This is a genomic window from Leptothermofonsia sp. ETS-13, assembly GCF_049200465.1.
Lineage (GTDB): Bacteria > Cyanobacteriota > Cyanobacteriia > Leptolyngbyales > Leptolyngbyaceae > Leptothermofonsia.
Genome location: NZ_CP120836.1, coordinates 4,658,217 through 4,684,681, shown reverse-complemented (window position 1 = coordinate 4,684,681; position 26,465 = coordinate 4,658,217). Strand labels below are relative to the sequence as shown.

At 49.8% G+C, this 26,465-nt stretch carries 18 protein-coding genes; 7 read left to right on the top strand and 11 right to left on the bottom strand.

Translation table 11 applies throughout. The features are described 5' to 3' along the window. Positions 1-329: 329 nt before the first annotated feature. From P4D80_RS21300 to lepA, 3 genes are all read right to left on the bottom strand, one after another. Positions 330-1,736: a UDP-glucose dehydrogenase family protein gene (locus tag P4D80_RS21300; RefSeq protein ID WP_421656032.1), complete on the bottom strand. Its 1,407-nt coding sequence runs from the start codon at positions 1,734-1,736 to the stop codon at positions 330-332. Positions 1,737-1,857: 121 nt separating this feature from the next. Beyond that, complete coding sequence (locus P4D80_RS21295; RefSeq protein ID WP_421656031.1) at positions 1,858-2,829, bottom strand: UDP-glucuronic acid decarboxylase family protein; 972 nt, start codon at positions 2,827-2,829, stop codon at positions 1,858-1,860. A gap of 696 nt (positions 2,830-3,525) precedes the next feature. Next, positions 3,526-5,334 (bottom strand): translation elongation factor 4, encoded by a 1,809-nt coding sequence (lepA, locus tag P4D80_RS21290; RefSeq protein WP_421656030.1) that lies wholly within the window; start codon positions 5,332-5,334, stop codon positions 3,526-3,528. Between the two features lie 357 nt (positions 5,335-5,691). On the opposite strand from lepA, the gene P4D80_RS21285 reads away from it, so the two are divergent. Beyond that, a complete protein-coding gene (locus P4D80_RS21285; RefSeq protein WP_421656029.1) occupies positions 5,692-5,922 on the top strand; it encodes a hypothetical protein in 231 nt (76 codons plus the stop codon). Between the two features lie 128 nt (positions 5,923-6,050). After that, positions 6,051-7,844 carry an ATP-binding protein gene (locus tag P4D80_RS21280; RefSeq protein WP_421656027.1) on the top strand — a complete coding sequence of 598 codons (1,794 nt, stop codon included), beginning with the start codon at positions 6,051-6,053 and terminating at the stop codon, positions 7,842-7,844. A gap of 108 nt (positions 7,845-7,952) precedes the next feature. On the opposite strand, the gene P4D80_RS21275 is transcribed toward P4D80_RS21280, so the two are convergent. Further along, a complete protein-coding gene (locus P4D80_RS21275; RefSeq protein WP_421656026.1) occupies positions 7,953-8,522 on the bottom strand; it encodes a hypothetical protein in 570 nt (189 codons plus the stop codon). Positions 8,523-9,958: 1,436 nt separating this feature from the next. On the opposite strand from P4D80_RS21275, the gene P4D80_RS21270 reads away from it, so the two are divergent. Then, complete coding sequence (locus tag P4D80_RS21270; RefSeq protein WP_421656025.1) at positions 9,959-10,747, top strand: FHA domain-containing protein; 789 nt, start codon at positions 9,959-9,961, stop codon at positions 10,745-10,747. A 343-nt stretch (positions 10,748-11,090) separates the two neighbouring features. On the opposite strand, the gene recA is transcribed toward P4D80_RS21270, so the two are convergent. After that, the gene (recA, locus tag P4D80_RS21265; protein WP_421656024.1) at positions 11,091-12,164 is read right to left on the bottom strand and encodes a recombinase RecA; all 1,074 of its coding nucleotides are present in this window, start codon (positions 12,162-12,164) and stop codon (positions 11,091-11,093) included. Between the two features lie 381 nt (positions 12,165-12,545). Here recA and xseA point away from each other — a divergent pair, with 381 nt between their 5' ends. Together xseA and xseB are read left to right on the top strand one after the other, a co-directional pair. After that, the gene (xseA, locus tag P4D80_RS21260) at positions 12,546-13,793 is read left to right on the top strand and encodes an exodeoxyribonuclease VII large subunit (protein WP_421656022.1); all 1,248 of its coding nucleotides are present in this window, start codon (positions 12,546-12,548) and stop codon (positions 13,791-13,793) included. A 374-nt stretch (positions 13,794-14,167) separates the two neighbouring features. Then, positions 14,168-14,413: an exodeoxyribonuclease VII small subunit gene (gene xseB, locus P4D80_RS21255; protein WP_421656021.1), complete on the top strand. Its 246-nt coding sequence runs from the start codon at positions 14,168-14,170 to the stop codon at positions 14,411-14,413. A 114-nt stretch (positions 14,414-14,527) separates the two neighbouring features. Here xseB and nadB read toward each other — a convergent pair whose 3' ends face one another. The 4 genes from nadB to P4D80_RS21235 form a co-directional block, all read right to left on the bottom strand. Further along, a complete protein-coding gene (gene nadB / locus P4D80_RS21250; RefSeq protein ID WP_421659578.1) occupies positions 14,528-16,228 on the bottom strand; it encodes an L-aspartate oxidase in 1,701 nt (566 codons plus the stop codon). 227 nt (positions 16,229-16,455) lie between these two features. Further along, positions 16,456-16,902, bottom strand: a complete 447-nt coding sequence (gene psbU, locus P4D80_RS21245) for a photosystem II complex extrinsic protein PsbU (RefSeq protein ID WP_421656020.1) — start codon at positions 16,900-16,902, stop codon at positions 16,456-16,458. Between the two features lie 280 nt (positions 16,903-17,182). Beyond that, positions 17,183-18,172, bottom strand: coding sequence for an FHA domain-containing protein (locus P4D80_RS21240; RefSeq protein ID WP_421656019.1), 990 nt, complete (start codon positions 18,170-18,172; stop codon positions 17,183-17,185). A 171-nt stretch (positions 18,173-18,343) separates the two neighbouring features. Next, positions 18,344-19,075: a DUF3120 domain-containing protein gene (locus P4D80_RS21235; protein WP_421656018.1), complete on the bottom strand. Its 732-nt coding sequence runs from the start codon at positions 19,073-19,075 to the stop codon at positions 18,344-18,346. A gap of 298 nt (positions 19,076-19,373) precedes the next feature. Between P4D80_RS21235 and P4D80_RS21230 the strand changes: the two genes are divergently transcribed. Then, a complete protein-coding gene (locus tag P4D80_RS21230; RefSeq protein WP_421656017.1) occupies positions 19,374-20,306 on the top strand; it encodes an undecaprenyl-diphosphate phosphatase in 933 nt (310 codons plus the stop codon). Positions 20,307-20,475: 169 nt separating this feature from the next. Here the strand turns inward: P4D80_RS21230 and P4D80_RS21225 are convergent, their stop codons facing one another. Both P4D80_RS21225 and nrdJ read right to left on the bottom strand, forming a co-directional pair. Further along, positions 20,476-20,682: a hypothetical protein gene (locus P4D80_RS21225; RefSeq protein WP_421656016.1), complete on the bottom strand. Its 207-nt coding sequence runs from the start codon at positions 20,680-20,682 to the stop codon at positions 20,476-20,478. A 126-nt stretch (positions 20,683-20,808) separates the two neighbouring features. After that, the gene (gene nrdJ, locus P4D80_RS21220) at positions 20,809-23,148 is read right to left on the bottom strand and encodes a ribonucleoside-triphosphate reductase, adenosylcobalamin-dependent (protein ID WP_421656015.1); all 2,340 of its coding nucleotides are present in this window, start codon (positions 23,146-23,148) and stop codon (positions 20,809-20,811) included. A gap of 360 nt (positions 23,149-23,508) precedes the next feature. On the opposite strand from nrdJ, the gene mutS reads away from it, so the two are divergent. Then, positions 23,509-26,463: a DNA mismatch repair protein MutS gene (gene mutS, locus P4D80_RS21215; protein ID WP_421656014.1), complete on the top strand. Its 2,955-nt coding sequence runs from the start codon at positions 23,509-23,511 to the stop codon at positions 26,461-26,463. Positions 26,464-26,465 lie beyond the last annotated feature (2 nt).

Genomic DNA, 26,465 nt, shown 5'->3' with positions numbered 1-26,465 from the left:
GCTGGGGGCAAAGCCCCCACTCCTTTCTAATTCCAATGTCCTAATGCACCTGCGTAGAGCTATAGAAGCTAAGAGCCAAAAAGTTAACCTGGAACTCAAAACTCAGAACTCAAAACTCATCCACCCATCTACCCCTCACTACAGCAGTCCTAAATCAGTCGTGAGATTGAGAGGCTTTGTGAGAAGGGATTCCTGAGAAATCCTTTCTCACAATCCAAATAGGATCGCTATAGTACAGCAAAACGAAAGTTTTGTTGGGGTGCAGGGGTTACACCCCTGCTTGGGGGAAGCCCCCGAACTCCATGTCGCAAAATTTAGTGTTTACAATACTAGCCCTTACCGACGCCAACATAGCGGAAGCCTGCTTGCTCAACCAATTTGCGATCCAGGAAATTGCGTCCATCAATCACAATGGGTGTATTCATCAGCGATGCCATTTTGGTGTAGTCGAGATTGCGGAACTGCTGCCAGTCGGTTACCAGCACCAGCGCATCACAACCATCGGCTAAGCGCTCCAGATCCGTTTCTACAAGGACATTCGACAAACCATGGCGCATTCCCGTCTGGGAAATGATCGGGTCGTAGGCTTTGACCTTGGCGCCTAGGCGAGCAAGCTGTTCGATAATGTTTAAGGCTGGGGCATCCCGCAGGTCATCTGTATCAGGTTTGAACGTCAGTCCCAACAGCCCGATGGTCTTACCTTTGAGAATCTTGAGTACCTGCTGGAGCTTTTCGACCACAATTAACCGCTGATGCTGGTTAACACTCACAGCCGCCTTCAACAGTTGGGCTTCGTAGCCGTAATCATCTGCAGTATGAATCAGCGCTGACACATCTTTAGGGAAACAGGAGCCCCCCCAGCCAATGCCTGCTTGAAGAAATTTGCTACCAATGCGGGAATCCAGCCCAATTCCCTTGGCAACTTCTGTCACGTCAGCACCCACGCGGTCGCAGATATTCGCAACCTCATTGATAAAGCTAATCTTGGTCGCCAGAAAAGCGTTTGCGGCATACTTAATCATCTCTGCCGAACTCAGGTCTGTGATCACGACGGGCACTGGGGGAAGGGATTTATCTTCAGCAAACTGGCGTTGTACGATGGGCGCATAAAGTTCTTGCATCAGGGCGATCGGTCTGGGATTGTTGCTGCCCAACACGATGCGATCCGGGTTAAAGGTGTCATAAACTGCCGAGCCTTCCCGCAAAAACTCCGGATTGCTGACGACATCAAACTCTGGTTCCTTAAAGATTGAGGAAACAGTGTCAGGGATGCCTCCACCAGCCAAAACAGGGGTTGCGGTTGCTGCTTTCTTCTCGGCGTATCCATCTAATACCAGCATTCTGACCCAGTCACCAGAACCAATGGGCACAGTAGATTTGTTCACAATCACCTTATACTCACCATTGAGGTGGGAACCAATACCACGAGCAACAGCTTCTACATAACGAGTGTCGCTCTCCCCATTAGGCAATGCTGGAGTTCCTACAGCGATAAACAGAATTTGTCCATGGGCAACTCCTGCGGCCAGGTCAGTGGTGAATTCAATTCGTCCCGCATCAATGGCCGACTGCATAATTTCCGAAAGCCCCGGTTCAAAGATAGGAGAGCGTCCCGACTTCATTAATTTGACTTTTTCTTCGTTATTGTCCACACAAATGACATGGTGACCTGTATGGGCAAGGCAGGCTCCAGTAACCAGGCCGACGTATCCGGTACCAATTACACAAACACGCATGGAAAAATCCTCAGAATGTCAATATTTATTTAGGGTGAAATGGTCGAACAGTGTGAAGTCGGCAGATGCTACTGCCTATGAGACGAGAGGCTGCTTCAAAGAAGCTATTATAAGAACCTACCTATCCAAGTGGAGGCACAGTTGCTTTGGATGCCTTTCCATCGGCATAACTGATTCGTGAGCGAAAATCTTCAATTGTTTCCCTCAACCCTTCTTGCAGCGGTACAGTTGGTTGCCAACCCAGCCATTCTCGAGCTTTGGTAATATCTGGACGGCGACGACGTGGATCATCTTGGGGTAATGGCTTAAATTGAATTTCTGCGTCGGGATTCACCATTTGCTGAACGGTCTGCGCCAGTTGCAAGATGGTATATTCCTCTGGATTACCCAGGTTGACTGGTCCCAGGCGATCGCCATTCATCAATCGCATCAATCCATCTACCAGATCTGATACGTAGCAAAAGCTACGAGTTTGGGACCCATCACCATAAACGGTTAAAGGAATACCACGCAGAGCCTGCACCACAAAATTGCTGACTACTCGACCATCGTTTTCCAGCATCCGGGGACCGTAAGTATTAAAAATCCGAGCAACCCGAATTTGCACATCATTCTGTCGGTGGTAGTCGAAGGCGAGGGTTTCAGCAACTCGCTTCCCTTCGTCATAGCAACTGCGAATCCCAATCGGGTTCACGTTTCCCCGGTACTCTTCTGATTGAGGATGAATTTCTGGATCACCGTACACTTCTGAGGTCGAGGCCAACAAGAACCGGGCTTTGACCCGCTTGGCCAGCCCCAACATGTTCAGCGTTCCCATCACATTGGTTTTGATGGTTTTCACAGGGTTGTACTGATAGTGAACCGGAGAAGCAGGGCAGGCCAGGTGATAAATCTGGTCAACTTCTAGGCGGATGGGTTCTGTAATGTCGTGACGGATCAGCTCAAAGTAGGGATGGTTGAGCCATTTCAGGATATTGCGTTTATGCCCGGTGTAAAAGTTATCCAGACATATCACTTCGTGACCGTCTAACATTAGTCGGTCGATCAAGTGAGAACCAATAAAACCAGCGCCGCCAGTAACTAAAATTCTCATAATCAAGAAAAATCAACGAAAAGGCTGGGTGCAGACACTATTTGGCGATTGAAGCCGAGCACAGATACAGGCTGATGGTTGTCTATCAAGCAAGGCTTTAGAGAAACTCAGGAACCTCACGGGTACTCTTTTCTCTTTTACTTTAAGAATGCCCTATGAACCGGAACCTTTAGTTGAAGAACCATCACTCATAGAAAAAATGCCCGGAGTACTGGCGTTCTTAAGCAAGTGGATGAAAGAGGCAATCAGTTGTTTAGAAAGTTAACAGAGTTTTGCTGCCAGAAAAATCCTCCATCAAAGAATTCATTAAATCTTCAATGGAAAATCCTGATATTTCAGAGTTTTTACAAATGACAGATGACAAATGACAGATTAAGTCAGAATCAGAATTCGTCAGTGGGTTTTCCCGGATTGTCGGTGAAAGAGTAGCTTACGCTACTCTTTCACCTCAAACAAAACCTCTGGAATATTGATTTTGTTTTGGTGATAGCTTCGCCTATCACCAGGGTCTCAGGAGAGACGTCAGTGCGCTAGCGGCTGCATAACCTTTGAAATCCAGGGCCAATAGTTGAAATCCAGGGCCAATAGTGTGTATAGCGTTCCCAGCCGTTTGCGAAAAAGGAGACTTATGAAGGCTTTCCTTAGTGAGAAAACCTTTCTCAATCCAGACAGGATGGCTACTTATCCTTGTTCAAGTCATTGTTCAAGTTTCAGGACTGCCATAAAAGCTTCTTGGGGAACGTCTACTGTCCCGATCGCCTTCATCCGCTTTTTACCTTTAGCTTGTTTTTGCAGCAGTTTCTTCTTGCGGGAAATGTCACCGCCGTAGCACTTAGCCAGTACGTCTTTACGGAGAGCAGGAATGTGTTCACTGGCAATGATTTTGCTGCCGATCGCAGCCTGAATGGGAATTTTGAACTGATGGCGGGGAATCAATTCTTTTAGCTTTTCCGTCAAGGCACGCCCCACACCATAGGCTTTGTCGCGGTGGACAATGGTTGCCAGGGGATCGACCGGATCGCCATTAATCAAAATGTCTAACCGGACGAGGGGATTTTCTCGATAGCCAATGAGCTGGTATTCCATGCTGGCGTACCCGCGCGATCGCGACTTGAGTTGGTCAAAAAAGTCAGTTGCCACCTCTGCCAGCGGTAATTCATAAATTAATGTCGTCCGCCCCGGCGTCAGATACTTCATGTCCTTAAACACTCCACGGCGGCTCTGGCTCAACTCCATCAGGGTGCCGACATATTCTTCCGGTGTAAAAATATCGACCTGAACATAGGGTTCTTCAATCTTTTCCCGGTACTGGGGGTCAGGCAATTTACTGGGGTTGTCAATCAGCAGAACCTCGCCCTTAACCGTTGTTACCCGATAAACCACTGAAGGAGCCGTGGTAATCAAGTCCAGGTCGTACTCCCGCTCCAACCGTTCCTGAACAATTTCCATATGTAGCAGACCCAGGAAGCCGCAGCGGAAGCCAAAACCCATAGCACTGGAAGTCTCTGGTTCGTAGTTGAGAGCCGCATCACTCAGCTTCAGTTTCTCCAGGGCTTCGCGCAGGTCTTCAAACTGGTCAGCATCGGTCGGAAACATGCCGCAGAACACCATGGGTTTGGCTTCCACATAACCGGGTAACGGCTCTTTTGCAGGTGAGGTTGCCAGTGTAATGGTGTCGCCGACGCGGGCATCTTCAACCGCTTTAATGGCGGCTGCCAGGTAACCCACTTCTCCGGCATGGAGTTCTCCCACCTGGATCTGGTTGGGGGAGAGAACGCCCAACTCATCAATTTCGTATTCTTTGCCGGATGCCATCAGGCGGACGCGATCGCCCTTTTTAACCCGGCCATCCATCACCCGAAAGTAGACAATCACTCCCCGGTAAGGGTCGTAGTAGCTATCGAAGATCAGTGCCCGCAGCGGTTGGTCAACGGTGTCCTGGGGCGGCGGAACCAGATGGACGATTGATTCTAGAATCTCATCAATCCCCACCCCTTCTTTGGCTGATGCCATAATTGCGCCGCTGCAATCGAGCCCAATGATGTCTTCGATTTCTTGCTTCACCCGGTCAGGCTCGGCTCCCGGCAAATCGATTTTGTTCAAAACGGGAATGATTTCCAGATCATGCTCCAGGGCCAGATAGACATTGGCCAAAGTTTGCGCTTCAACCCCTTGAGATGCATCCACAACCAGCAAAGCCCCTTCGCAGGCGGCGAGCGATCGCGAAACTTCATAGGAAAAGTCCACATGCCCTGGCGTATCAATCAGGTTCAATACATAATGCTGGCCATCCCGCGCAGTGTAGTTCATGCGAGCAGCCTGAAGCTTAATGGTAATACCCCGCTCTCGCTCTAGCTCCATGTTGTCGAGAAACTGCTCTTTCATCTCTCGTGCATCTACCGTTCCGGTCGCCTGTAACAAACGATCAGCCAGAGTTGATTTCCCGTGGTCAATGTGGGCAATGATTGAAAAATTGCGAATGTGGGAGACGGGCGCGTCAGTCATAGGGGTTGATGTCACATCGTGAGTTCAGCATGAGTCCGACTGGTATTCGTGCAGATTCTGCTTAACGTATTGTAATTCTTTCTTACACAAGGCACAGCAACTGGCAAAGACTGGATTCCCAGCACTTGCCCGGATGTATTCCTTGCCCGGATGTATTCTTATAGAGAGATATGTAAAATTTACAAGAATGAGGCGTATTCTATGCCATAGATTGATATATCTATCCCTTTAAGGTTCTCCCAGTTGTACTTTGTATTTACTTCATAAAATCCGGTTTAGACAGGATAAATTCCATGCTTTTCCAGGCTGGTTTTTAATTTAAGGAACTTTATCGCCAATCTACATTATCCCCGATCTATGAGTGAGTCCGCTATCCATTCCCGTCCATCTCCTGACAAAGTTGAAATTTCTATTCACCTTGACGCTGACTTACTCAATCAGATCAAGCACCTCACGAATGATCCCAGTAAAGTCATTGAGGTAGCTATTCGGCAGTGGCTCAGAAGCGAAGTGACTCGCGATGATGACCTATCCCGTAACCTTCAGCGGAATCCACCCGTTCCCCCTCGTGGTGAATGGAACGATTAGGATTGTTCAGTCCTGCAAATCATGGATATGAATACGGTACGAGTCCTCAACCGAATCCTGGTCTATCTAGCTAGCATTGCTGTCTTGCTGCTTCTATCGTCGCTCTTGAGTGCTCATAACCCTAACGCATGATGATTCCTTCCACCAACTTTCAACCCTCTTTATCGGATTATGGTAAACTCCCTGTGCAGGAAGACCATACTCAGGGAACAGTGAGTGAGTTGGTATTTTCTCAGGATGTCGAGGGAAACTACCTTTCATTTTATTGGCGAGGGGCAGAAGTTTATGGCATTTCTTCAGAGCAGATTCTGAAGGGGGCTGCTGGAACGTTTGGCCCAGTTGAAGTTGCTCCCTATCGGGAACGGATCAAGCGAGTGTTGAGTTGTCTATCGTCGGAACGCTTTAGATGCCAGTTCTACTGTGGTGGACAGACGCTGCTGCTGGATTTGGTGATGAGTCCAGTTTTGCTGCCTGATCGCCTCCCAACTACGGTGGTTGTTGCAGGTTATCCCATTTCTGCTGCAACCGGAGATGCTACCCTGACTGGTCTCGATTCTGCGATCGCCTATCCCATCCTTTCCCTCAGTTCAGACCGTTATCAAAAACTGCTGACCCAGATTGCCTGGAATATCCGTCGTACTTTGGATTTACCAATTATCTGGCAGCAAACGGTGAAGGGATTGGGGAAAGCGCTAAGCGCTAGTCGTTGCATCGTCTGTCCTTACAAGCCGCTGAGCCACAAAGTGGAGGTGATTGCTGAATATTGTGAAGAGGGTGTCCCTTCCATGCTGGGGCAGGAGTTCTGGATTTCTGAAGATCCCTGTCTGCGGGATGCCATCAGCACCCTAAAACCAGTCATTGCTCAGCACGACGAGGATAGCTTGGAAAATAATAGCGAGGCTCCACCCTGGCACTCCATGCTGGTCGTGGCGACCTGCTATCAAGACCAGCCTAATGGATTGATTATCCTGCACCAGTGCGATCGCGTTCGCCTCTGGAGCGAAGCCGAACTGGAGTTGATGCAAGACCTTGCCGACCAGGTAGGAACGGCGATCGCTCATGCCACGCTATTTGCCGATAGCCAGGCACTGACAACCAAACTACAGCTTGCCAACAACAGCCTGAAACAGCAACATCGGGAACTGGAAGAAGCCAGAAGCCAAGCGGAGGAAGCCTCCCGTCTAAAAAGCGAGTTTCTCGCCAACACTTCCCACGAACTGCGGACTCCTCTTAACGGCATGATTGGCTTTCTAAAGCTAATTATGGATGGAATGGCCAATGACCCAGAAGAGCAGAGTAAATTTATCAAAGAAGCCTATCGATCAGCCCTTCACCTGCTCGATATCATCAACGATGTTCTGGACATCGCCAAAATTGAAGCGGGCAAGTTGGAAATTGAAATGTTGCCGGTCAAACTCAGCGAACTTCTGGAGGATGTTGAAGACTTCACCCGTAGCCAGATCCTGGAAAAGAGACTAAGTTTCAAGATAGAAAAACCTCCCACAGAGGATGAAATTATTCTGTTTGGCAATTATCAGCGGCTTTTGCAGGTAATGCTAAATCTGGTCGGCAATGCTATCAAGTTCACCCATGAAGGTGGCATCACAATTAGCGTTGAAATTATCAAAAAGAAAGTAACGGTCCACAACCAGGAGCTTCCTGGAATGGTAAAGGTGCGCGTTGCTGATACAGGAATCGGCGTTTCCCTCGACAAGCAAGACAAATTGTTTCAGTCCTTCAGTCAAGTCGATGGTTCCCGCACTCGTCAGTATGGGGGCACAGGTCTGGGACTCGCCATTTCCCAGAAGCTAGTGGAGGCAATGGGTGGTGTGGTTAACTTCTACAGCATGGGGGAGGGTCTGGGTTCAACCGTTACCTTCACTGTCCCCCTCTATCAGGAGCCACTCATGATCTCATCCTAAGCGGATTCATATAGGCAAAGCCGTCAGTCTTTTAGTAGAAGCCAGGAGTTAAGACCAGGAAGGTGCCTATAACCCGTTGCCCACAGACTCCTGTCTATATCAGCTTATCTATAAAAAATCGCGGACGAATTCGAAGAGATCGTCTTCCCAGCAAGGTTCCGGCAAGAGCCGAAGCAGACAGCTAGCAATATCAGCTTCAACTTCAAGCATGTCATCCCGTTGAAACCAGTCAGATAGCACTTTGGCATCCCGTTCTCTGAGGGGCAAAAGTGGTGCAGCGTGACCACCTGGCTGCGTAAACTGAGTAGACCTGGTAAGTCCTTCTCCGCCCCGTAACCCAAGCCGGGATTTCTGAATCTCGCCTTGCTCTGCTGCCTGTTTCAATTCTGCCAGGCCATCTGGCGTAGCTTCTGATTCCGGTTTTTTGGGCAATAACAGCCCTTGTTGTCGAGCGATTAAAGTAGCCCGATGCAGTTTTCGCAGGAGAGCCCAGTTTTTTTGCAAACCGAGAGGTCTGGATCGGCCAGAGGGCGGGGTTGACAGCCCAACATCGGGTTTTAAACCAGGTTGTTTTCCTATGCTCTCTACAGTAAAGGGGGCAGCTAACTGAGATGGATTGTCGTCTCCCGGTGATGTGGTAAATATGGTATGCATAACAGAAGTCAGTGCCGGTTGCATGATTCAACCCGCCCAAAAGGGTATTCTTGCTACTCAATGCTTTTGATCACCCTGGTAGCAGATACACAAGATTTAGATGGATTTTGGTAGATGCGGGATCAGCGCATTAATAATTCAAACAATGCCCACAACTGCGATCGCTTAAAACGTTGAAAAACCAACGATAGCACATAACTTATGGCTTTCTCACCATAGTAAACCTCCCTCACTTGAGGGAATTTAAAACCGGAGCTATACCTTTTGCGGGCATGGACCTGGTTTTTATAGATCAATTGCAGAAAAGAGATGGTTTTGATAGAAAAACCAACACAATACTCATCAATAGTCTTATTAAGTAGCTAGACGCAATTAAATTGAGGATGATTTTGGAAGTAAAGGGGTTAAAAAACTACTGCCAAGGGGGCGCACCCCCCACTCCCCTTCTTACAGTTTATTATGGCTGAATAGCGATGTAAGCGGGATCAGTGGCTAAAACCCTCAGATCTGGCTCATTATTATAGCGATAGCCACCACGCTTAGGACAGGGTGCAGAGGTGGAAATCCTGACTGGGGGTGAAGTCCCCCCTAGAGCCAATGTCCTAGGAACTTAGCGACAGCTATATGCCAATTTTGACCTTGTGTTAGTGATATTCAATTATGGCTATCTACTTAGAAAATTGGGATTGAGGAGTTGGCAAAGGAATTCTGGTTTTTCGGCTTGCCGGTGAAAGAATAGCATAAGCTACTCTTTTATCTCAAACAAAGTCCCTGGAATATTGCTTTTGCTTTAATGATAAGCAAAGCTTATCATTAAACTCCCAGGACAGCTGGAATTCTCCTGCTTGAGGGTGAGTACAGCGTAGAATCTACCGTTGACAACCCTTGTTCGGCGCGAAACAGAAGATTATCCGTGATTGTGCGGTTATTTCTGCAAGTCCAAGAGCTTTACTCTAAATGCCATGCGGCCCTCATTCTATCTACGTGTTCTCTAACAATTGACCACTCCTGAATAAACACCTGAATAAACATTTTATGAGTGCAATAAACATTCATTTTATGACTGCAAAGTTAACGCTTGCTCAAGGATATTCAGGCTATTATGCTCTAAGTTTGTTCCACAGTGTCATTAGATGGCCTTAACTAACTATAAAAGGGGGAGTGGGGGCGTCGCTTCCAAGCAGGGGGCTTCCCTTCCTCCCCAATAAGTTCAATTGTGCCTGGATTTATTTGTGTCTAGTTACTTAAACGATCGTTTAAAGCGATTGTTTAAGAATCGCTTGATTTTACATCCGATTGATAATGCCCAAGCATGTGACTAGGTTGAATGTAACTTTCCTTGCCGTATCTACCCGCTGGCAATAAAAAAACTACCCTAATCCCTCAATCATTACATTGATCAACTAGATTCATTTATCAACCAGATTTCATACAGTCTTGCAACCGCTTAGGAATAAAGTATGACTGACTCACAATCCTTGATCGAATATCCATCCCACGTCGTTAGAGTTTCTGGGGAAGAAGATTTGGAGCAGCGCTTAGGGCTGTACCGGGTGTTTCTGAAACTCTATGAGCATCATCGCGGATTGTTGGATGAAATTTTGGATCTGGAAAACAGCGATGAAAAATGGCGTAGCCGTGCTGCGATGCGCTATGTCCAGGGAGTTGTGCAGAAACAGGCCCATCTGATGACTAATTTAGTGAAAGGCAAAACGCAAGTAATTTATCAACCGGAAGGGGTTTGGGTGATTGGGCGCGATCGCAAAGCAGCTCTTCCCATTCAGGACAAGCGGTTGTCTCGTCGCCATGCCGCAATTCAGTTTGTTGAGAACGAGGGATTCTACCTGATTGATCTGAACAGCACCAATGGCTCGTTTGTCAATGGGGAAGCTGTGCGGCAATGTGCTCCTTTGAAAGATGGTGATCAGATTCGTCTTGGCAGCCTGGCCTTCACCTTTTTCATTTGCGAAGCCTCTAGGATGGTCGAGAGTTTACCAGCAGATGTGCTAGAGCAAGTTAACACTCTGCGCAAAGCGATCGCTTCTGCTAATCAGGACTTAGCTGATCAGGAATCGGGATATTCATCAATAACCTCAGATTGGGAAACTCCCTTCCTAATTGGGCCAGAAGAGACTGCTATGTTTCCTGTTTCATCCGTCCCTCCCAAAGACCTGCTCCCAGAGGCTGTAACACCAGAATTAAGCACAGCTCAGCAAGCAAAAATTCTTGACCGTTTTCTCCGGCGCTAAGCTCAATACATAGCAGTCCTAAATCATAGGATCGCTATAGCTGTCGCCAGGTCGCTTAGGACATTGATTTTACAGAGGTTTTCAGTGAGTTAGCTACACTCTTTAAGGGCTAGGGGTTAGGGGCTAGGGACTAAAGAGTGGTTTATGCGTTTGAAACTAGCTGTAAGGGAGTGTGGGGGCTTCGCCTCCAGCCAGGGGTTCTATCCCTGCACCCCGTCCTAAGCCTGGTGGCTATAGCCATAGCAGTCCTGAGTCACAGGTGAAAAGGGGGGTAATGTTGGGCTAAACCTGTAGAACTGACTGTGGGTAAGGACATTGCAGCAAAGCCCCTACCCATGGACTCCTACTCGTCTTCTTCCAGATAGTCGTCCTCATCATCCATATCAGCTTGCCCGACAGTGGTAGCTGAAACAACCGCTCCCATTTCCAGCTTTTGCCGAACCTCTTGCTCAATCTTTTGAGCAAATTCCGGTTTCTCGTCGGCATACTTGATAGCGTTGTCCCGTCCCTGAGCGATATTGTCGCCGTTGTAGCTGTACCAGGCTCCTTTCCGAATGATCACCCCCGTCTCCTCTGCCAGATCAATTAAGCAGCCCAGCGTGGAGATCCCCTTGCCAAAAATGACATCGAACTCAGCAACTCGGAACGGAGGCGCAACCTTATTTTTGGCAACTTTAACCTTGGCACGGATGCCATATTCCTCGGTGCCTTTTTTCAGAGTTTGAATGCGACGAATGTCCAAACGAACCGAAGCATAGAACTTGAGTGCTTGCCCTCCGGTAGTTGTCTCTGGACTGCCATAGGTTACCCCAATCTTCTGGCGGAGTTGGTTTAAGAAGATAACTGTACAGCCCGATTTCCCCATATTGCCTGCAATTTTACGCAATGCCTGACTCATCAGGCGAGCTTGCAACCCCACATGGCTGTCCCCCATTTCACCTTCAATTTCTGCGCGGGGCACCAGAGCCGCAACAGAGTCAATCACAATAATATCGACGGCAGATGAACGTACCAGTTGATCCACGATTTCTAGGGCAGCTTCGCCAGTGTCTGGCTGGGAAACCAAAAGATTATCAATATCAACCCCCAGTGCTCTGGCATAGGCGGGGTCGAGGGCATGCTCTGCATCAACAAAAGCAGCAATTCCACCCGCTTTCTGAACTTCAGCCACCGCATGCAGGGCAACTGTTGTCTTACCAGAACTTTCTGGTCCGTAAATCTCAATTACCCTTCCTTTAGGAAGGCCGCCACCCAACGCCAAGTCTAACGTGAGTGCTCCACTGGGAATGGTTTCAACCTTCATGCGGCTGGCATCTCCCAGTCGCATAATGCTGCCTTTACCAAAGTTACGCTCAATTTGGGTCAGTACCAGGTTCAAGGCTTTTTGCTTATCGGAAGTTTCGGTTTTAGTAGCCATTAGCGCCTCAACGCAGAAGTGTTTGTGGAAGTAGGGGTATGTATCAGAACTTGGAGGATTTTAATTCAAATATTCCCCTCCTGGGAGACATGGCAACGATTTTGAACGGGCAAGTTAGGAGAAGCCAAGGTTTAGAGTTGGGGTCAGTGATCTGGAGAAATGGACTTAAGGCGAACAAAGTGGCTGAATGAAACGGAATAGAATTGAGCATATCAATAGATTTAGTTGAGTCTAGTGAATCTCAAGGGGATTAAAGCGGATTTACACCAAATTTTCGGTTTTCTGGTGGCCATGAACGGGTGGATGGTGGAAGGGTGAACTGGATATATTTTAGATGTCTATGGATTAATCTCAAGCATTAGGCGTTTGTAAGTGACAGGCATGACCTCCTATCTTCCAAGTTTGCTCGTTCCAGATACGGCGCTTTCGGTGGCAGGGCTGACGGCGTACATTCAGGCAATGTTTGAACAAGACATTCAACTGAGGCAGGTTTGGGTAACTGGGGAGGTTTCCAGTGCAAGCCGCTACCGAAGTGGTTTATTTTTTACCCTTCAGGACCCAGATGCGAAAGCAGCCATTCACTGCGTTGTGTGGAACAGTTATTTAGAAAAGTTGACCACTATACCGGTGACAGGAGAACAACTGATCATCCTGGGGCGGATTCATGTGCATCCTCAGCGGGGTCAGTATCAGTTGATTGTCTGGCAGACATTACCTGCAGGAGAGGGTTTACGGGCTCTGCGTTATCGGCAGTTACGCAATCGCCTGGAAGCAGAGGGTTTGTTTGATCCGGAGCGAAAGCGGCCCCTTCCTCCCCATCCCAAGGCAATCGCGGTTGTAACTTCACCTCAGGCAGCAGCCTGGGGAGATATTCAGCGAACGTTACGGCGGCGGTATCCAGGGTTGCATGTGCTGTTTTCTCCGGCGCTAGTACAGGGGAATCAAGCTCCAGCCTCGATTGTCAATGCCATCCGTCGAGTTGAACGGGATGGTAGGTCAGACGTACTAATTCTATCACGAGGTGGTGGGGCGATTGAAGATATGGCGTGTTTTAATGATGAGCAAGTGGTGCGGGCGATCGCTGAATGTTCTATTCCAGTCATTGCAGGCATTGGGCATCAACGGGATGAGACATTGGCAGATCTGGTTGCGGATGTTTGTGCCCATACTCCGACTGCTGCCGCTGAACAGGCCGTTCCTTTGCTGGCAGACCTTTATCTTGAGCATCAGGAGCGGGTTTTGGCGCTAAAGGAGATTATGAATTACTCCCTGGAAATAACTCAGGAACGGCTGCAACGTCTGCGCATCCGGTTAACTAAACTCCAGCTTGATCGAAAACTGGAGCAGGAGTCCCAAAGGTTAAATTGGATGCGCAAGCGTCTGGTACAGGGAAGCCTGTTACAAATTCAACAGGCAAAGCAGCATTGCTTGTTATTGAGACAGAAGTTGGAGACACTCAATCCCGAGGCGGTATTGAAACGGGGTTATGCAGTGATTAAGCAGATGAATGGGGCGATTGTGCGCTCAACCAAGGGGTTGAACGTGGATCAGGATTTGCAAATTCAGTTGGGACAGGGTCAGTTAAATGTCAAAGTAACTGAAGTCCTGAATACAGCGACAGAGGGTTAATTACAACTATAGTTAATTACAACTATAGTTGTAATGATATGTCAGGTGCCAGTGCAGAGGAGCTGGGAGGCAATTGTTGGTTGGTGGTGGTTAGTGGTTAAAGCGGTGTGAGGTAAAAGCTTAAAACTCTACACCTGAGGTGCTTCTAGTGTAGTGTCAAGACTAAAAATTAGGGTCAGCCATCTCTGAAAACTTTATCTGACGAGCTTTTCAAAATGTGACACTTCTAGAGTTGAGCTGTAGCACTGCACTAGTCTCTAGTTTCTAATCTCTCGCATCCTGTTCGCCTTGAACTGGGTGCTTATTATGTAATCTTTGCTATTTCTGATGTAAGCGGTTTATCAAGAATTTGTTGGAGTTCGTACTTTTGATATATGAATAATTCCAGTCTCGATTCCCCTTCTAATCCATTCCAGGAAGGCTGGAATTATGAGGCGACAGTGAGAAAAGTTGAAGAGATTATGGCGCGTATCGAGGCGGGTGAACTGGAGCTTTCGGAGGTGTTTGACCAGTTTGCTGCTGCCGTTGAGTATTTGCGCCAATGTGAAGCGTTTCTGGCTCAGCGTCAGAAGCAGGTGGATCTGTTGATTGAAACACTGACGGATGAATCGGAATTCTGAAGGAAATTATTTTTAGGACAGAGGACAGGAGTGGAACCCCTAACTGGGGAGAAGCCCCTATATCCCCCTAAAGCCAATGTCCTAAGCAACCTGGCAGCAGCTATATTACGATTCCTATGACGATTCCGGCTCTTGCACGGGGGCCTTCCACCAGCGATCGCCCTGTACCAGGGTATGAACCTGCCATTGGGAGTCTGTTTTGGGATAGTCCGAACGGTAGTGCCCACCCCGACTTTCGGTGCGGAAATAGGCGCTTTTCAAAATGAGGTACCCAATGTCCAGGAGATTGCGCGTTTCGGCCCAGGTGCGAAGGTGAGACTCAGTATCCGGGCCATCCAAACGCATCGGGCGTTTGGGCTGGAGATTCAGGAGGGATTGACTGATGGGTAGGGCTAGAAATTCTTGCTGCCACTGTTGAATTTGGGCGATCGCCGCTTCCATTCCTTGCCCTTCCCGGCAAATTCCGGCGCTCTGCCACACCAGGCGAGGCAACTGGTAGCGTAAAAACTCGATGGTATTGATTTCATTGAGGGTTAGAGCACTAATTGCGGCTGGAAAGGTCTCCTTCACCGGTTGCTGGTAGCCGTCATCCGCTCCTGTTTCCCTAATCTGGGGAACGTCGAGATAGGCGAACTGGGCCCCAAAAACGATACATTCGAGCAGCGAATTGCTGGCCAGGCGATTGGCCCCATGAACTCCGGTGCTGGCCGTTTCACCCACAGCATAAAGCCCTGCGATCGACGTTTGGTTGAATAAATTAGTGGCGATGCCACCCATCCAGTAGTGAGCAGCAGGGGCGACTGGAATCGGTTCCCGGAACACATCTATTCCCCACTGCTGGCAAACCTGAATGATGTTGGGAAACCGATGCTGGATGGTTTCTACGGGAATTGGACGCAGGTCCAGCCAGACATGGGCAGCGGCAGGATCGGTGTAGGTCTTTTGCAGGTAACTGAAGATGGCCCGGCTCACCACATCCCGGGGCGCAAGTTCTCCAGCCGGATGGTAGTCAAAGGCAAACCGCCTGCCCTGTGCATCCACCAGATGGGCTCCCTCACCTCTTACGGCTTCGCTAATCAAAAAGCGGGGAGCCTCCGGTTTGGTCAATGCGGTGGGGTGAAATTGGACAAACTCCAAATCTCGCAGAATTGCGCCTGCCCGGTGGGCGATCGCAACCCCATCTCCCGTACTTAAAGTGGGATTGGTCGTCTGGGCAAACACCTGTCCACCGCCGCCCGTCGCCAGAATCACGACTCCTGCCCGCAGCCAGCGAATCTGTCCATGGTAAAGCAGGCAGACCCCTTGGCAGCGCTGATTTGCGGCATCCATCCACAAATTCAGGGTTAATGCCTGGGAAATCATCTGAATATTTTTGCGATTCAGAACCTGGGCAATTAAAGTGCTAACTACGGCTCGTCCGGTAGTATCGGCAGCATGCAGCACTCGACGTCGAGAGTGGGCCGCCTCCAGGGTGAGGGCGAGGTCACCGTTGTGGCGATCGAAAACTACCCCCATTTTGATCAAGGAATGAATACATTCCGATGCTTGCTCAACTAAGAACTTAACGGGTGCGTAATCACACAGACCTGCCCCTGCCCGCAGGGTATCTTCCAGATGAAGGGCAGTGGAGTCTTCTGGAGCCATGACTGCTGCAATTCCACCCTGCGCCCAGTCACTGGCTGAAAGAGAGGGAGTGTCTTTTGTAACTAACCCAATTTGAAGATCCTTGGAAAGGCAGAGGGCAGCATACAGTCCCGCTGCTCCTGCTCCAATTACCAGCACATCAAACCGTTCAGGAAGTTCTGAAGCGATCATCTGTGTGACTGTGAGTTGAGCTTGCAACGAAGTTCTCGGCAGAAGATAAAAGAAAATAAAAATTGCTCTCTGACCCTGGGATGGGCATTGAGCAATTTAGTTAGGGCTTACATAAACTCTGGAGGTTTTAACCTGAAGCCGTACTTTATGACTCGCATCAGTGCTTAAACCTCTGAGATTTTGCAAAATGCGTAAGTCCTTTTAGTTTAAGGTATTGAACCGAATCGTTAACGATAGATGCCATTGTTGAAGCGATCGGCTCCTTCAACCAAAGCATCTTCAACGTCGGTTACGGTAAAGTTTTGCATGTTGGCTTGCAGAATTTCTCGCTGTTTTTCAGTTAAACCTGGAATCTTCAACACATCATCCACTTTCTGGTAAGGAGCGTTTTTGACAATCATTCCTGCCAATGTTGGATACAGCCCTTGATACTGTCTAAAAGCACGAACATTCGCGTTGTTCAAGTCAACTTTCTGACCGTACTCAGACGCCAACTTTTCTCCTACGACGTCACGGATCTCTTCGACCGCAAACAGTTTAGGAGCAAAGACTATCCCTTTCAATTCTAAACTGGCAGGCAGGTTTGCAGCTAGCGCACTTTGTGGCACTCCAAACAACCCTAGACAACCTATCAACATCCCCAGAATTGTTAACAGGCGAAAAACCCTTTTCATGAACATATTCCTCCCGTCCTGTTGCACGAAATCGACTTATAGCATTTATTAGAGCCTTTATTAGAGCCTATCATTAGCCAGGCACGATCACGCCTACTGGCAAGCTCGGCTAAGAGCAGGATTTAGAAAACTTTACAATTTTAGTAAAGATGAACTGTGTCTGGTTGGGATAAAACCTCTGCTACACAGCAGAAGTTCAAATTTATACTCAAAGCCTATGAGTTCCTCTTCCCTGAGTTCCTCGTCCCTATGGTGGACACCCTTGGCTCATGCCAAGATGTTAGTTTTTACTCTTGGATTGTAGAAATATATTCAGATCGGAATACGAACAGGCATGGGCAACGGTGGGGATATCGTAACCCTTGAGGTGGACAGTGTATTGCTTAAAGAGTTTGGAGGAGTTGGCACCCAAAGCAGAGAGATGCTGATAGGTAGTTTCACCTACCGCAATCTCTAGACCAATTTGCTTGGTGGAAGTCTCCAACCGGAAGGCAGCGTTTACGGTATCTCCCAGGGCAGTATAGTCGGGGCGATCGCCGCTGCCGGTATTGCCAACCATGGCATAGCCAGTGTTGATGCCAGCACCAATGCGCAGGGGAAACGGTAAGGGATAGCGGTTATAGAGGTCGCTAGTCATTTTGTGTAAAGCGCTCAGGGCACGGAAAATCCGTACCATTTCTTCATCGCTGACCCCTTGAGCACTATGAATCCAGATTGCCATGACGGCATCCCCGATGTATTTATCGACCCAACTGCCGTACTCGCGAATAATGTCCCCGGCGTGGCGAAACCAGGTACCGATGACCTCTGACAGCAATTTTTCGTCCAGTTGACGGGTCAACACGGTAAAGTCTCGAATATCGACCACCAGAACTGAAATAAGTCGCCGCACATGCAGGGTGGCGGTTGCTGTGAATTCCTTCGAATCACTGTTCATTGGATCAGCCGCCTGGCTGACATTGGGGCAATGAAATTCCAGTTCGGTCTGACCGAAGGTGAGGCGATCGCCACTGTGGAGGGTTACGGGAATGCTCACTCGACGACCATTGACAAAAGACCCATTCCGGCTACCTAGATCAATTAAATAAAATTCTCCGGTCTCCATGCATTGCAACATCGCATGGTTGCGTGAGATCCAGCGATCGGGCAACACAAAGTTGTTATCCTCACTTCGCCCAATCGTCCAGCAATTGCTACCGGTTAACGGTAGCCGTCTGATACCAGATTCGGTTCGCAGTAGCAGATGGGGAGTGGATTGTAAAGTCACCACAGACTAAGAAGCAAGATTGATTTTTACCCTAATGATGCATCCTGACACATCTCTGTATGCCAGTGTAGACTCGAAAGAAAAAATCACCCAAAAACATTAGAATTTCCGGGGTTTTTCGCTCAGTTTAGCCGCAATCAAATTTGGAGGCTTCTATGGGAAACTAGATCACCTTCATGCGGTAACAGCCGCCAACCAAAACAAACTATCTACCAGAATTGTACTCAATACCGCCCCACTAAATGCCCACCAGCAACTTTGTCGGGAATAGAGTGGCAGGAGGCTAACCCCCAGTAGCAAAAGAGCTAGTATGATGGCCCAACTGACCCCCAAGGGGGTTTGCATGTGGGCGATCGCATCCTGAAGGATGGGACGTGCTTGTTCTCCTTCTACTTGCATCAACTGCCGCCAGTGAGGGATCAGGTTGACCAGGTAAAAGTAAAGATCAGTCACAACGGTGCCAAACAGAGAGCCAAGATAGAAGAAGCTGCCAATTCTGGTTTGATTACGGGCGATCGCCCAGACTGCAAACGGCAACCCAATTGATTCAACTGGCAAATGGATCAGAGGTTCCCAGCGGAGCCATCCCCAGTAAATCGATCCGGCCAGCCAGGTCCAGGTAAAGCCGAGTAGCAAATCCCCAGACCACAAATTGTGACATCGAGATGACAACTGGAGCCCTATCCACCAGAGAACAGGGGTTAAACCCAGACTTATCCAGGGCCAGAACCGAACCAGGGGAGCTTGCAGGAAAACTGGCACAGAAACCAGAAAAACTGAAGCCAATAGCACCAGCCAATGCCTGGCAGACACACGCTTTTTAAGCGTCAACTGACCGTGGATTTCTGAGGAATAAACGACGGCATGGGAAGCATATTCGGGGGAGCGAGAGGAGAAGAAAACCAAGGATTGTTAATATTTTTTATTTAATTTACTTTATTTAACATACCACAGATTTTGGTATATCCCCCCCTGGGGCATAATCTTTCAACCTTTTAGCTTTTTATGGGTTGGCTGAACTACTCAACAGTCGCTTGATTCAGTAAAGAGTTGATTGAAAGCTTGAGATAAGCTTCTCGCTAACGCCAAACCTATGGCAATCTGGACGAGGAAATAAACCAGATTCTGAGCGCAAAAATAAACCAGGTAAGACCTGCGATCGCAAGAACTGTCAAGACTGTAACAATCTGAGGGAGAAGAATGAATGGGCTGGCTCGAATTAAATCCAGGGGGATGGATGGGAAACCTGAATGGGGACAGCCTTTGGTATGTCAGCCAGAATGTTCTGGCTTTGGAGGGTCAGGCCTCGGTTGATTTTCAACCAGATCTTCTGGTCAGTATCTTTCAGGCGTTTATCCTGGGAATTGTTCAGGGAATCACTGAATTTCTGCCAATTAGCAGTACAGCCCATCTCCTGGTCTTTACTAAAGCCTTTGGTTGGAAGCTTTTGGGACAAAAGTATTTTGTTGATGCCATTCAGTTCGGTAGTGTAATCGCGGTTCTTATTTATTTTTGGAATGATCTGCACCAGATTGTAACCGGTGCCTGGAATGCTTTTCGCAAGCAGGACTGGGAGCGGGAAGAGTGGAAGATAGCTATAGGAATTGCTGTGGGTACTTTGCCAGCCCTAATTGGCGGCTATTTCTTGCAAGATAAGATCCCAGAGAGTGCTGTAGTAATTGGTCTGGCATCCATTGGAATGGCTCTCTTGCTGGGGCTGGCAGAACAGATTGGCAGTCGCAAGCGGGGCTTTGACACCCTTCAGATTAAGGATGGCATCCTGGTTGGGCTGGGACAAATGCTGGCTTTGGTGCCTGGAGTTTCACGTTCTGGTTCCACGTTAACCACAGCGCTCTTTCTGGGGTTAGAGCGGCAAACGGCTGCCAGGTTTTCATTTTTGTTGGGATTGCCAACTCTGGCGATCGCTACCCTGTATCAGTCCCGCAAAGCATTTGGTGATGTAGATATCCTGATCCCACTTTTAATTGGAATCCTCTCAACCTTCATCTTTTCCTATCTGTCAATTGCCTGGTTGCTGCAATACCTGCAACGCCAAAGCACGTGGGTCTTCGTCTGGTACCGATTAGCCTTTGGCTCCGCTCTGCTAATTACAGCTATTCAGGGGCTAATTCAATAGCCTTACAGCAATTTTGATTGTTAATGCGACGAAGCGAGGTGTTAAGAAGCCAAATTTATTTGGGCTCCTAGCCTCTTCCATCAAGACATCTGCTGTCAAAATTGGCCAGTATTAACCCCTTAGATTTTCTGGTTCCTGGCTTTTTTATCTTCGTCCTAACTTGAATGCCTTAATCGATCGAAATCGATTGGGGTCCGCTGCTTTTGCCATTTTGAACTTCATCTGGCGAAGTGTAGGAAACGCCCGTTTGCTTATCCAACCAGGATTTCACGGGGTCATCCTCCAGATTGAGGCGAAGTAGCCCGGAGAAGAACCCGCCCATGAAGGCGATCGGGTGTTGGGCCAGTCCCTTAAGAACGGGCATTAATTCATCCATGAACACGCTAAAACTCTCCTTAGTGAGACGGTTACTCTGGTGATTGTAGCGTGGGAGGTGGTGGTGGGTTAGAGAGAGGAGGGAGTAGGTGATAGGTGGTAGGAAGTAGGCGGTAGGGATCAGATGTCAAGTATCTTTCTTCTCCGGCAACATACACTTGTCGCTATCGCAGCCAGCGGGACCTTCGGCGAGGCTAAAGCCGGAGTCGTAGCGGCTGAGGGCAGAGTAGAAGTCACTGGTCCGTTGACGGGCTTTGACTTCTTGCTGGAGGCGGTCAAAGGTATCTTTGTCGATCTTTTCAAAGGGTAGGCGAGGGAAGGGGGCATCAAAGCGGGCCAGCAGCGCAGCACTGATGTAGCCTTCGTCGGTGGCGATCGCCTCGTAAATCCGCTGCGCCAGAGGCTCTATTTCAGCTTCGGTCAGTTCAACGGTGGCACTGGTGTTATGGGTGGTGTAGTGCTTCTGCACCTGCATATAGAAGTCAAACTGAGCCAGCGCAGAGAATTTTTCAATCGCAATCTCATCGGCTCCCGGCAGGTTTGCCCACGAAACTTCGACGGGAATTTCAACCAGCCACTCGGTGCAGCGGGGATCGAAGGGATCGTTTAACAGATTGCCCTGTTCATCCTTATCCGACTGGGAAGGCACCACGTTGTAGCCATAGTCCAGACAAGCAAGGGCAACGGGATCGTTCTTACGGAAAGTGATTCGCCGAATAAATCGCTGGGCTTTGGGGGGATGCCATCCAGGGCTAGCTCCCGTCAAAAGGGATTTGGTACCGGCGGGTTGCACGGTGGTGCAGCGGTTGGGGCGTTTGATGTCGTGGCGATCGCAGTAATCCCACACAACACGATGGACAATTTCCCGCCAGTAGTTCAGATACTCCTGCTCCCGCTGTTTGAAAGCAAGACCTGCTGGAGTCTCTGGTCGCCCAGCTTCCCACCAGCGCAGCCAATCAACTCCAAAGGCATGGACAAAGAAGTCAAACAGCCCGGTGAAGGAAACGCCCACGATAGGGTCCAGTTCACGTGACTTTTGATAGCGCGGTTCAATAAAGTGGTGGTTTAACAGCGCTGCCACTGACAGTGCAGCAGCCGTAAATGCTTCTTCCTGCTCTTTAACATTACGGGGGTCGATCTGATTTAGATGGACTTCCGATAAGTTGCAGTGAAAGTCTGCCCCGATAATTTCTCCACAGGGATTTAAGCCGTAGCGTTCCAGGCGATGTTCTAATTCCTCGGCTGGCATTTGAGGGTAGTGCTGCTGGAGCCAGGCTTTAGCAGTGCCCTGGTTATAGGCTTGCAGAAATGCAGTTCGAAGTTGGTCAGTAACCAACAAATCACAGTTAGCACGGGCGATCGCTTCCGGTGCGTACTGAATTGCCCCTTCGCCGGAATAGAACTGTTTGCGAACGGCATCAATGCATTCCTGTTCCGTTGGCTTGTGGTGGTAAACACGCGTGTGGTTTGCCATCCGTAGCACATCGCGATCAGGGTCAATTCGCCAATTCCCCGCAGCATCCTGCTGCCAGAGATTGTCTTTTGCCGTAGCAAAGGCTTCGTCAGTACTGACCCCCTGACGCATCCCTGCGGACCGCCGGATGTTCCCGGCAACCACTGTGGCCGCAGCTTCATCGATTAGCAGACAGCATTCAACAGAGGTCAGTTGTCGTCCGATCGCCCGATTCAAAATCGCAGCACACCGTTCGTAGAGCCCTGGCAGCCGAATGGGATTGGCCACCCCGCCGAAACCCTTCAGGATTTCTCCTTCTGGACGAACATCACTCAAGCTTACTGTGACCTGCACCTCGCCGGAGAAGCGATCGTCCGTAGACAGTTCCAGTAGCGTCTGATAAGATTGCACCCATCCCTGACGGCTATCACCGACTTCAATCTGCACCTGGTTGCCGTTAATGGTGACTTCAGTGCGATCGCGCCGCTGACCCGTCGGGGTTGTCCCAATTTCTCCGTCTAACTTCACCACCAATCGATTACGAATCGGCGGTAGTTGGTTGATGTACCGCGGTTCCAGAATGGCTCCCGTCCCGCAACCCATCATCGCCAGATCCATCATCAGCCCAAACGCCCGCCAATCAATGACATTAGTGCTGGTGCAGTTGTAGGCTCCAGAAAAGTTTTCCGGCTTCTCGATCCACTGAGTTCCACCCACCCATAGCCAGCGACCGGAAGGGAGACTTTTCAATTCGCGCTGCATCCGCTCGACCAGTCTGGCCTCGTCTGGGGTCAGCCGTCCAAGTTTAACCAATCCCTGGGTTGTTCGCTGGATCACTTCTTCTAATGGCTCACGCCGATCGCCCGAACGGCGGCTGTACGTTCTGTAAAAAACAGGATTCGCCGTTGGCGCAGTTTCTGGAAACTGATTGGCAAGGGGCGTTGCAGCCGCCTGGAAGTTGGAACTGCCGTTCAAAACATCTTTAGGACGGGTTTGTTCAAGCTCTTGAACCATAGGAAAGGATCTCGCTTTTGTGGTGGAATTGTGCTGGAACCGATGTACTGATACTAAATATAGGGGGGAATTCCGGGTTTGAAGCCTTCAGTCTACACCATCTGTAGCTGTTGGTCAGTAATTCTGTAGAGTTTTAGCACAGAACCTTTCCAATCGGGTGATTTTTACCGAGTGGTTGGGGGCTAAATCTAGATTAATTCTCTGTAGAGATGTTTTATGGAACGTCTCTACCAAGGAAGCCAACATTTTTCAAGCATTCCTACCAGGAGCGATCGCCTCTCTAAAATCAACCCGAACAACCCCCTCGATTCCTGTACCTTGCGATAGAGTCATTGAATACTGTGCATTTGACCTCAGTTCATGACAGACTCTGCATCGGCTGACCACCGCACCAACGGGTTACCAGAACGGCTGGTTAAGTACAAAGTACGCTATGCCCACCATCGGGATGTGAACCGGGAAGCGTTGACCCCGATGATGCGGCATTACGTGGAGCTCAAAGACCAGCACCCCCACGCCCTGCTGCTGTACCGGATTGGCGACTTCTTCGAGACCTTCTTCCAGGATGCCATCACAATTTCGCGGGAACTGGAAATTGTCCTGACCGCTAAACATGCCGGGGAAGAGGTGGGCCAGGTGCCCCTGGCCGGGATTCCTCACCACGCCCTCGATCGCTACTGTGCCCAACTGGTCGAGCGGGGTTATGCAGTGGCGGTCTGTGACCAGGTAGAAGATGCTGCCGATGCTCAAGGACGGCTGGTACAGCGCGAAATTACTCGCGTGATTACCCCCGGAACGGTCATGGAAGAGGGGATGTTGAATGCCCGTCGCAACAACTTTCTAGCAGCCGTAGTGATCGCTGGCCATCACTGGGGCCTGGCCTATGCCGACATTTCCACCGGAGAATTTCTCACCACCCAGTCTGAAAACCTGGAACAGTTGACCCAGGAGCTGATGCGGTTACAGCCCTCGGAAGTGCTGGTCCCCACCGATGCGCCGGATCTGGTTAGCTTGCTGCGACCAGGAGAAAAGTCCGACCAATTGCCTGCCTGCTTGCCTGCCCAGTTTTGCTACACTTTGCGCCCCCAGGCTCCCTTTGTGCTATCGGAGGCCCGTTATCGACTGCTGCAACGATTCAAGGTGCGATCGCTGGAAGGCATGGGCTGTGAACATTTACCCCTGGCAGTGCGGGCAGCGGGGGGATTGGTGGAGTATCTGGAAATCACCTCGGAACGGGGGCAGGAGCCAGAAGGCAGGAGCCAGAAGGCAGGAGTTCATTCAGAACTCAGAACTCAGAACTGGCAACGATCTCATGCATCCTTACAGAAAGTGCCACTGCAACCTCTCTGCACCTACACCCTGTCGGAGTTCCTGGTGATTGATCATCAGACACGGCGCAATTTAGAGATTACTCAAACCGCACGAGATGGGACGTTTCATGGATCGCTGCTGTGGGCACTGGACCGCACCATGACCACGATGGGAAGCCGGGCGCTGCGCCGCTGGTTATTACAGCCGCTGCTGGACTTGCAGGAGATTAGCGATCGCCAGGACACGATTCAAGAACTCGTTGACAATAGTTCCCTGCGGCAGTCACTCCAGCGTCTATTGAAACAGATTTACGATTTAGAACGACTGGCTGGACGAGCGGGCTCCGGAACGGCCAATGCCCGTGACCTGGTGGCCCTGGCTGATTCCTTAGAAAAATTACCAGAATTAGCTTGCCTGATTGATTCAGCCCACTCCCCTTACCTGAGAAAACTACAACAGGTACCTCCGGTTTTGGAAGAGTTGGGTCAGACGCTGCGAGCCCACCTGGTTGACTCGCCCCCGCTCCACCTCACCGAGGGCAACCTGATTCGCTCAGGGGTTGATATCCGCCTGGACAGCCTGCGGCAGCAGGTGGAAGCGGACCAGAACTGGATCAAGAATCTAGAAGCGATCGAACGGGAACGTACCGGAATTCAAACCCTCAAAGTGGGCTACAGCAAAACCTTTGGCTACTACATCAGCATCTCGCGGGCCAAAACCAACCAGGTGCCTAAAGAGTACAATCGCAAACAGACGCTGACTAACGAAGAGCGCTACATCACTACCGAATTGAAAGACCGAGAAAGCCGGATTTTAAACGCACGGGAAGACCTGAACCGGCTAGAGTACGAGATTTTTGCAGAATTGCGATCGCAGGTCGGCACCCACGCTGAACTAATTCGGAACGTCGCCCATTCCGTTGCCGCAGTAGATGTCCTTTGCGGTTTAGCTGAGGTTGCCGCTCTGCATGGTTACTGCCGCCCCCAGATGACCCGCACCCGTAAAATCTCCATCCTCGAAGGCCGCCATCCTGTCGTCGAGCAGTCCCTGCCAGCGGGGTTTTTCGTGCCCAATTCAACGGAGTTGGGCGATGGGCAACTGGCAACCAGCGATCAGAAAGGAACTGGGGACTGGGGACTGGAGACTGGGAGGCAGGAGTCTAAAGGCGAAAGGGAGGAGCCAGGAACCAGGAGCCAGGAACCAGGAGCCAGAAGGCAGAAGGCAGAGGGCAGGAGGCAGAAGGCAGGAGAACTCAAAGCTCAAAGCTCAGAACTCAAAACTCAAAACTCCTCTTCCTCTCCCGATCTGATCATCCTCACCGGACCTAATGCCAGTGGCAAAAGTTGCTATCTCCGCCAGGTGGGGTTGATTCAACTGATGGCACAGGTAGGCAGCTTTGTGCCTGCCCAGCAAGCCACCCTGGGGATTTGCGATCGCATCTTTACCCGTGTGGGTGCGGTCGATGACCTGGCAACGGGCCAATCCACGTTCATGGTGGAGATGAATGAAACGGCCAATATTCTGAACCATGCCACGGCGCGATCGCTCGTTCTGCTGGATGAAATTGGTCGGGGGACTGCTACATTTGACGGCTTGTCGATCGCCTGGGCAGTAGCCGAACACCTGGCGATCGAGATCCGCGCCCGTACCCTCTTTGCCACCCACTATCACGAACTCAACGAACTGGCCTCCATCCTGCCCAATGTCGCCAACTATCAAGTAATGGTGAAAGAACTACCTGACCAGATCGTGTTTCTCCATCGAGTGCAGCCAGGTGGCGCAGACCGTTCCTACGGTATCGAAGCAGGACGGTTAGCGGGATTGCCTGCCTCAGTCATCCAGCGGGCAAAACAGGTCATGATTCAGATTGAAAAGCACAGCAAAATTGCCGTGGGTCTCCGCAAAGGCAGTTCCGCCAACCACTCTGTTCGAGAAGGTAACGGCAGAGCCGATACCAAATGTACCAGTCAGCCGATGGAGCAGCTCGATATTTTTGGCGGCTGATT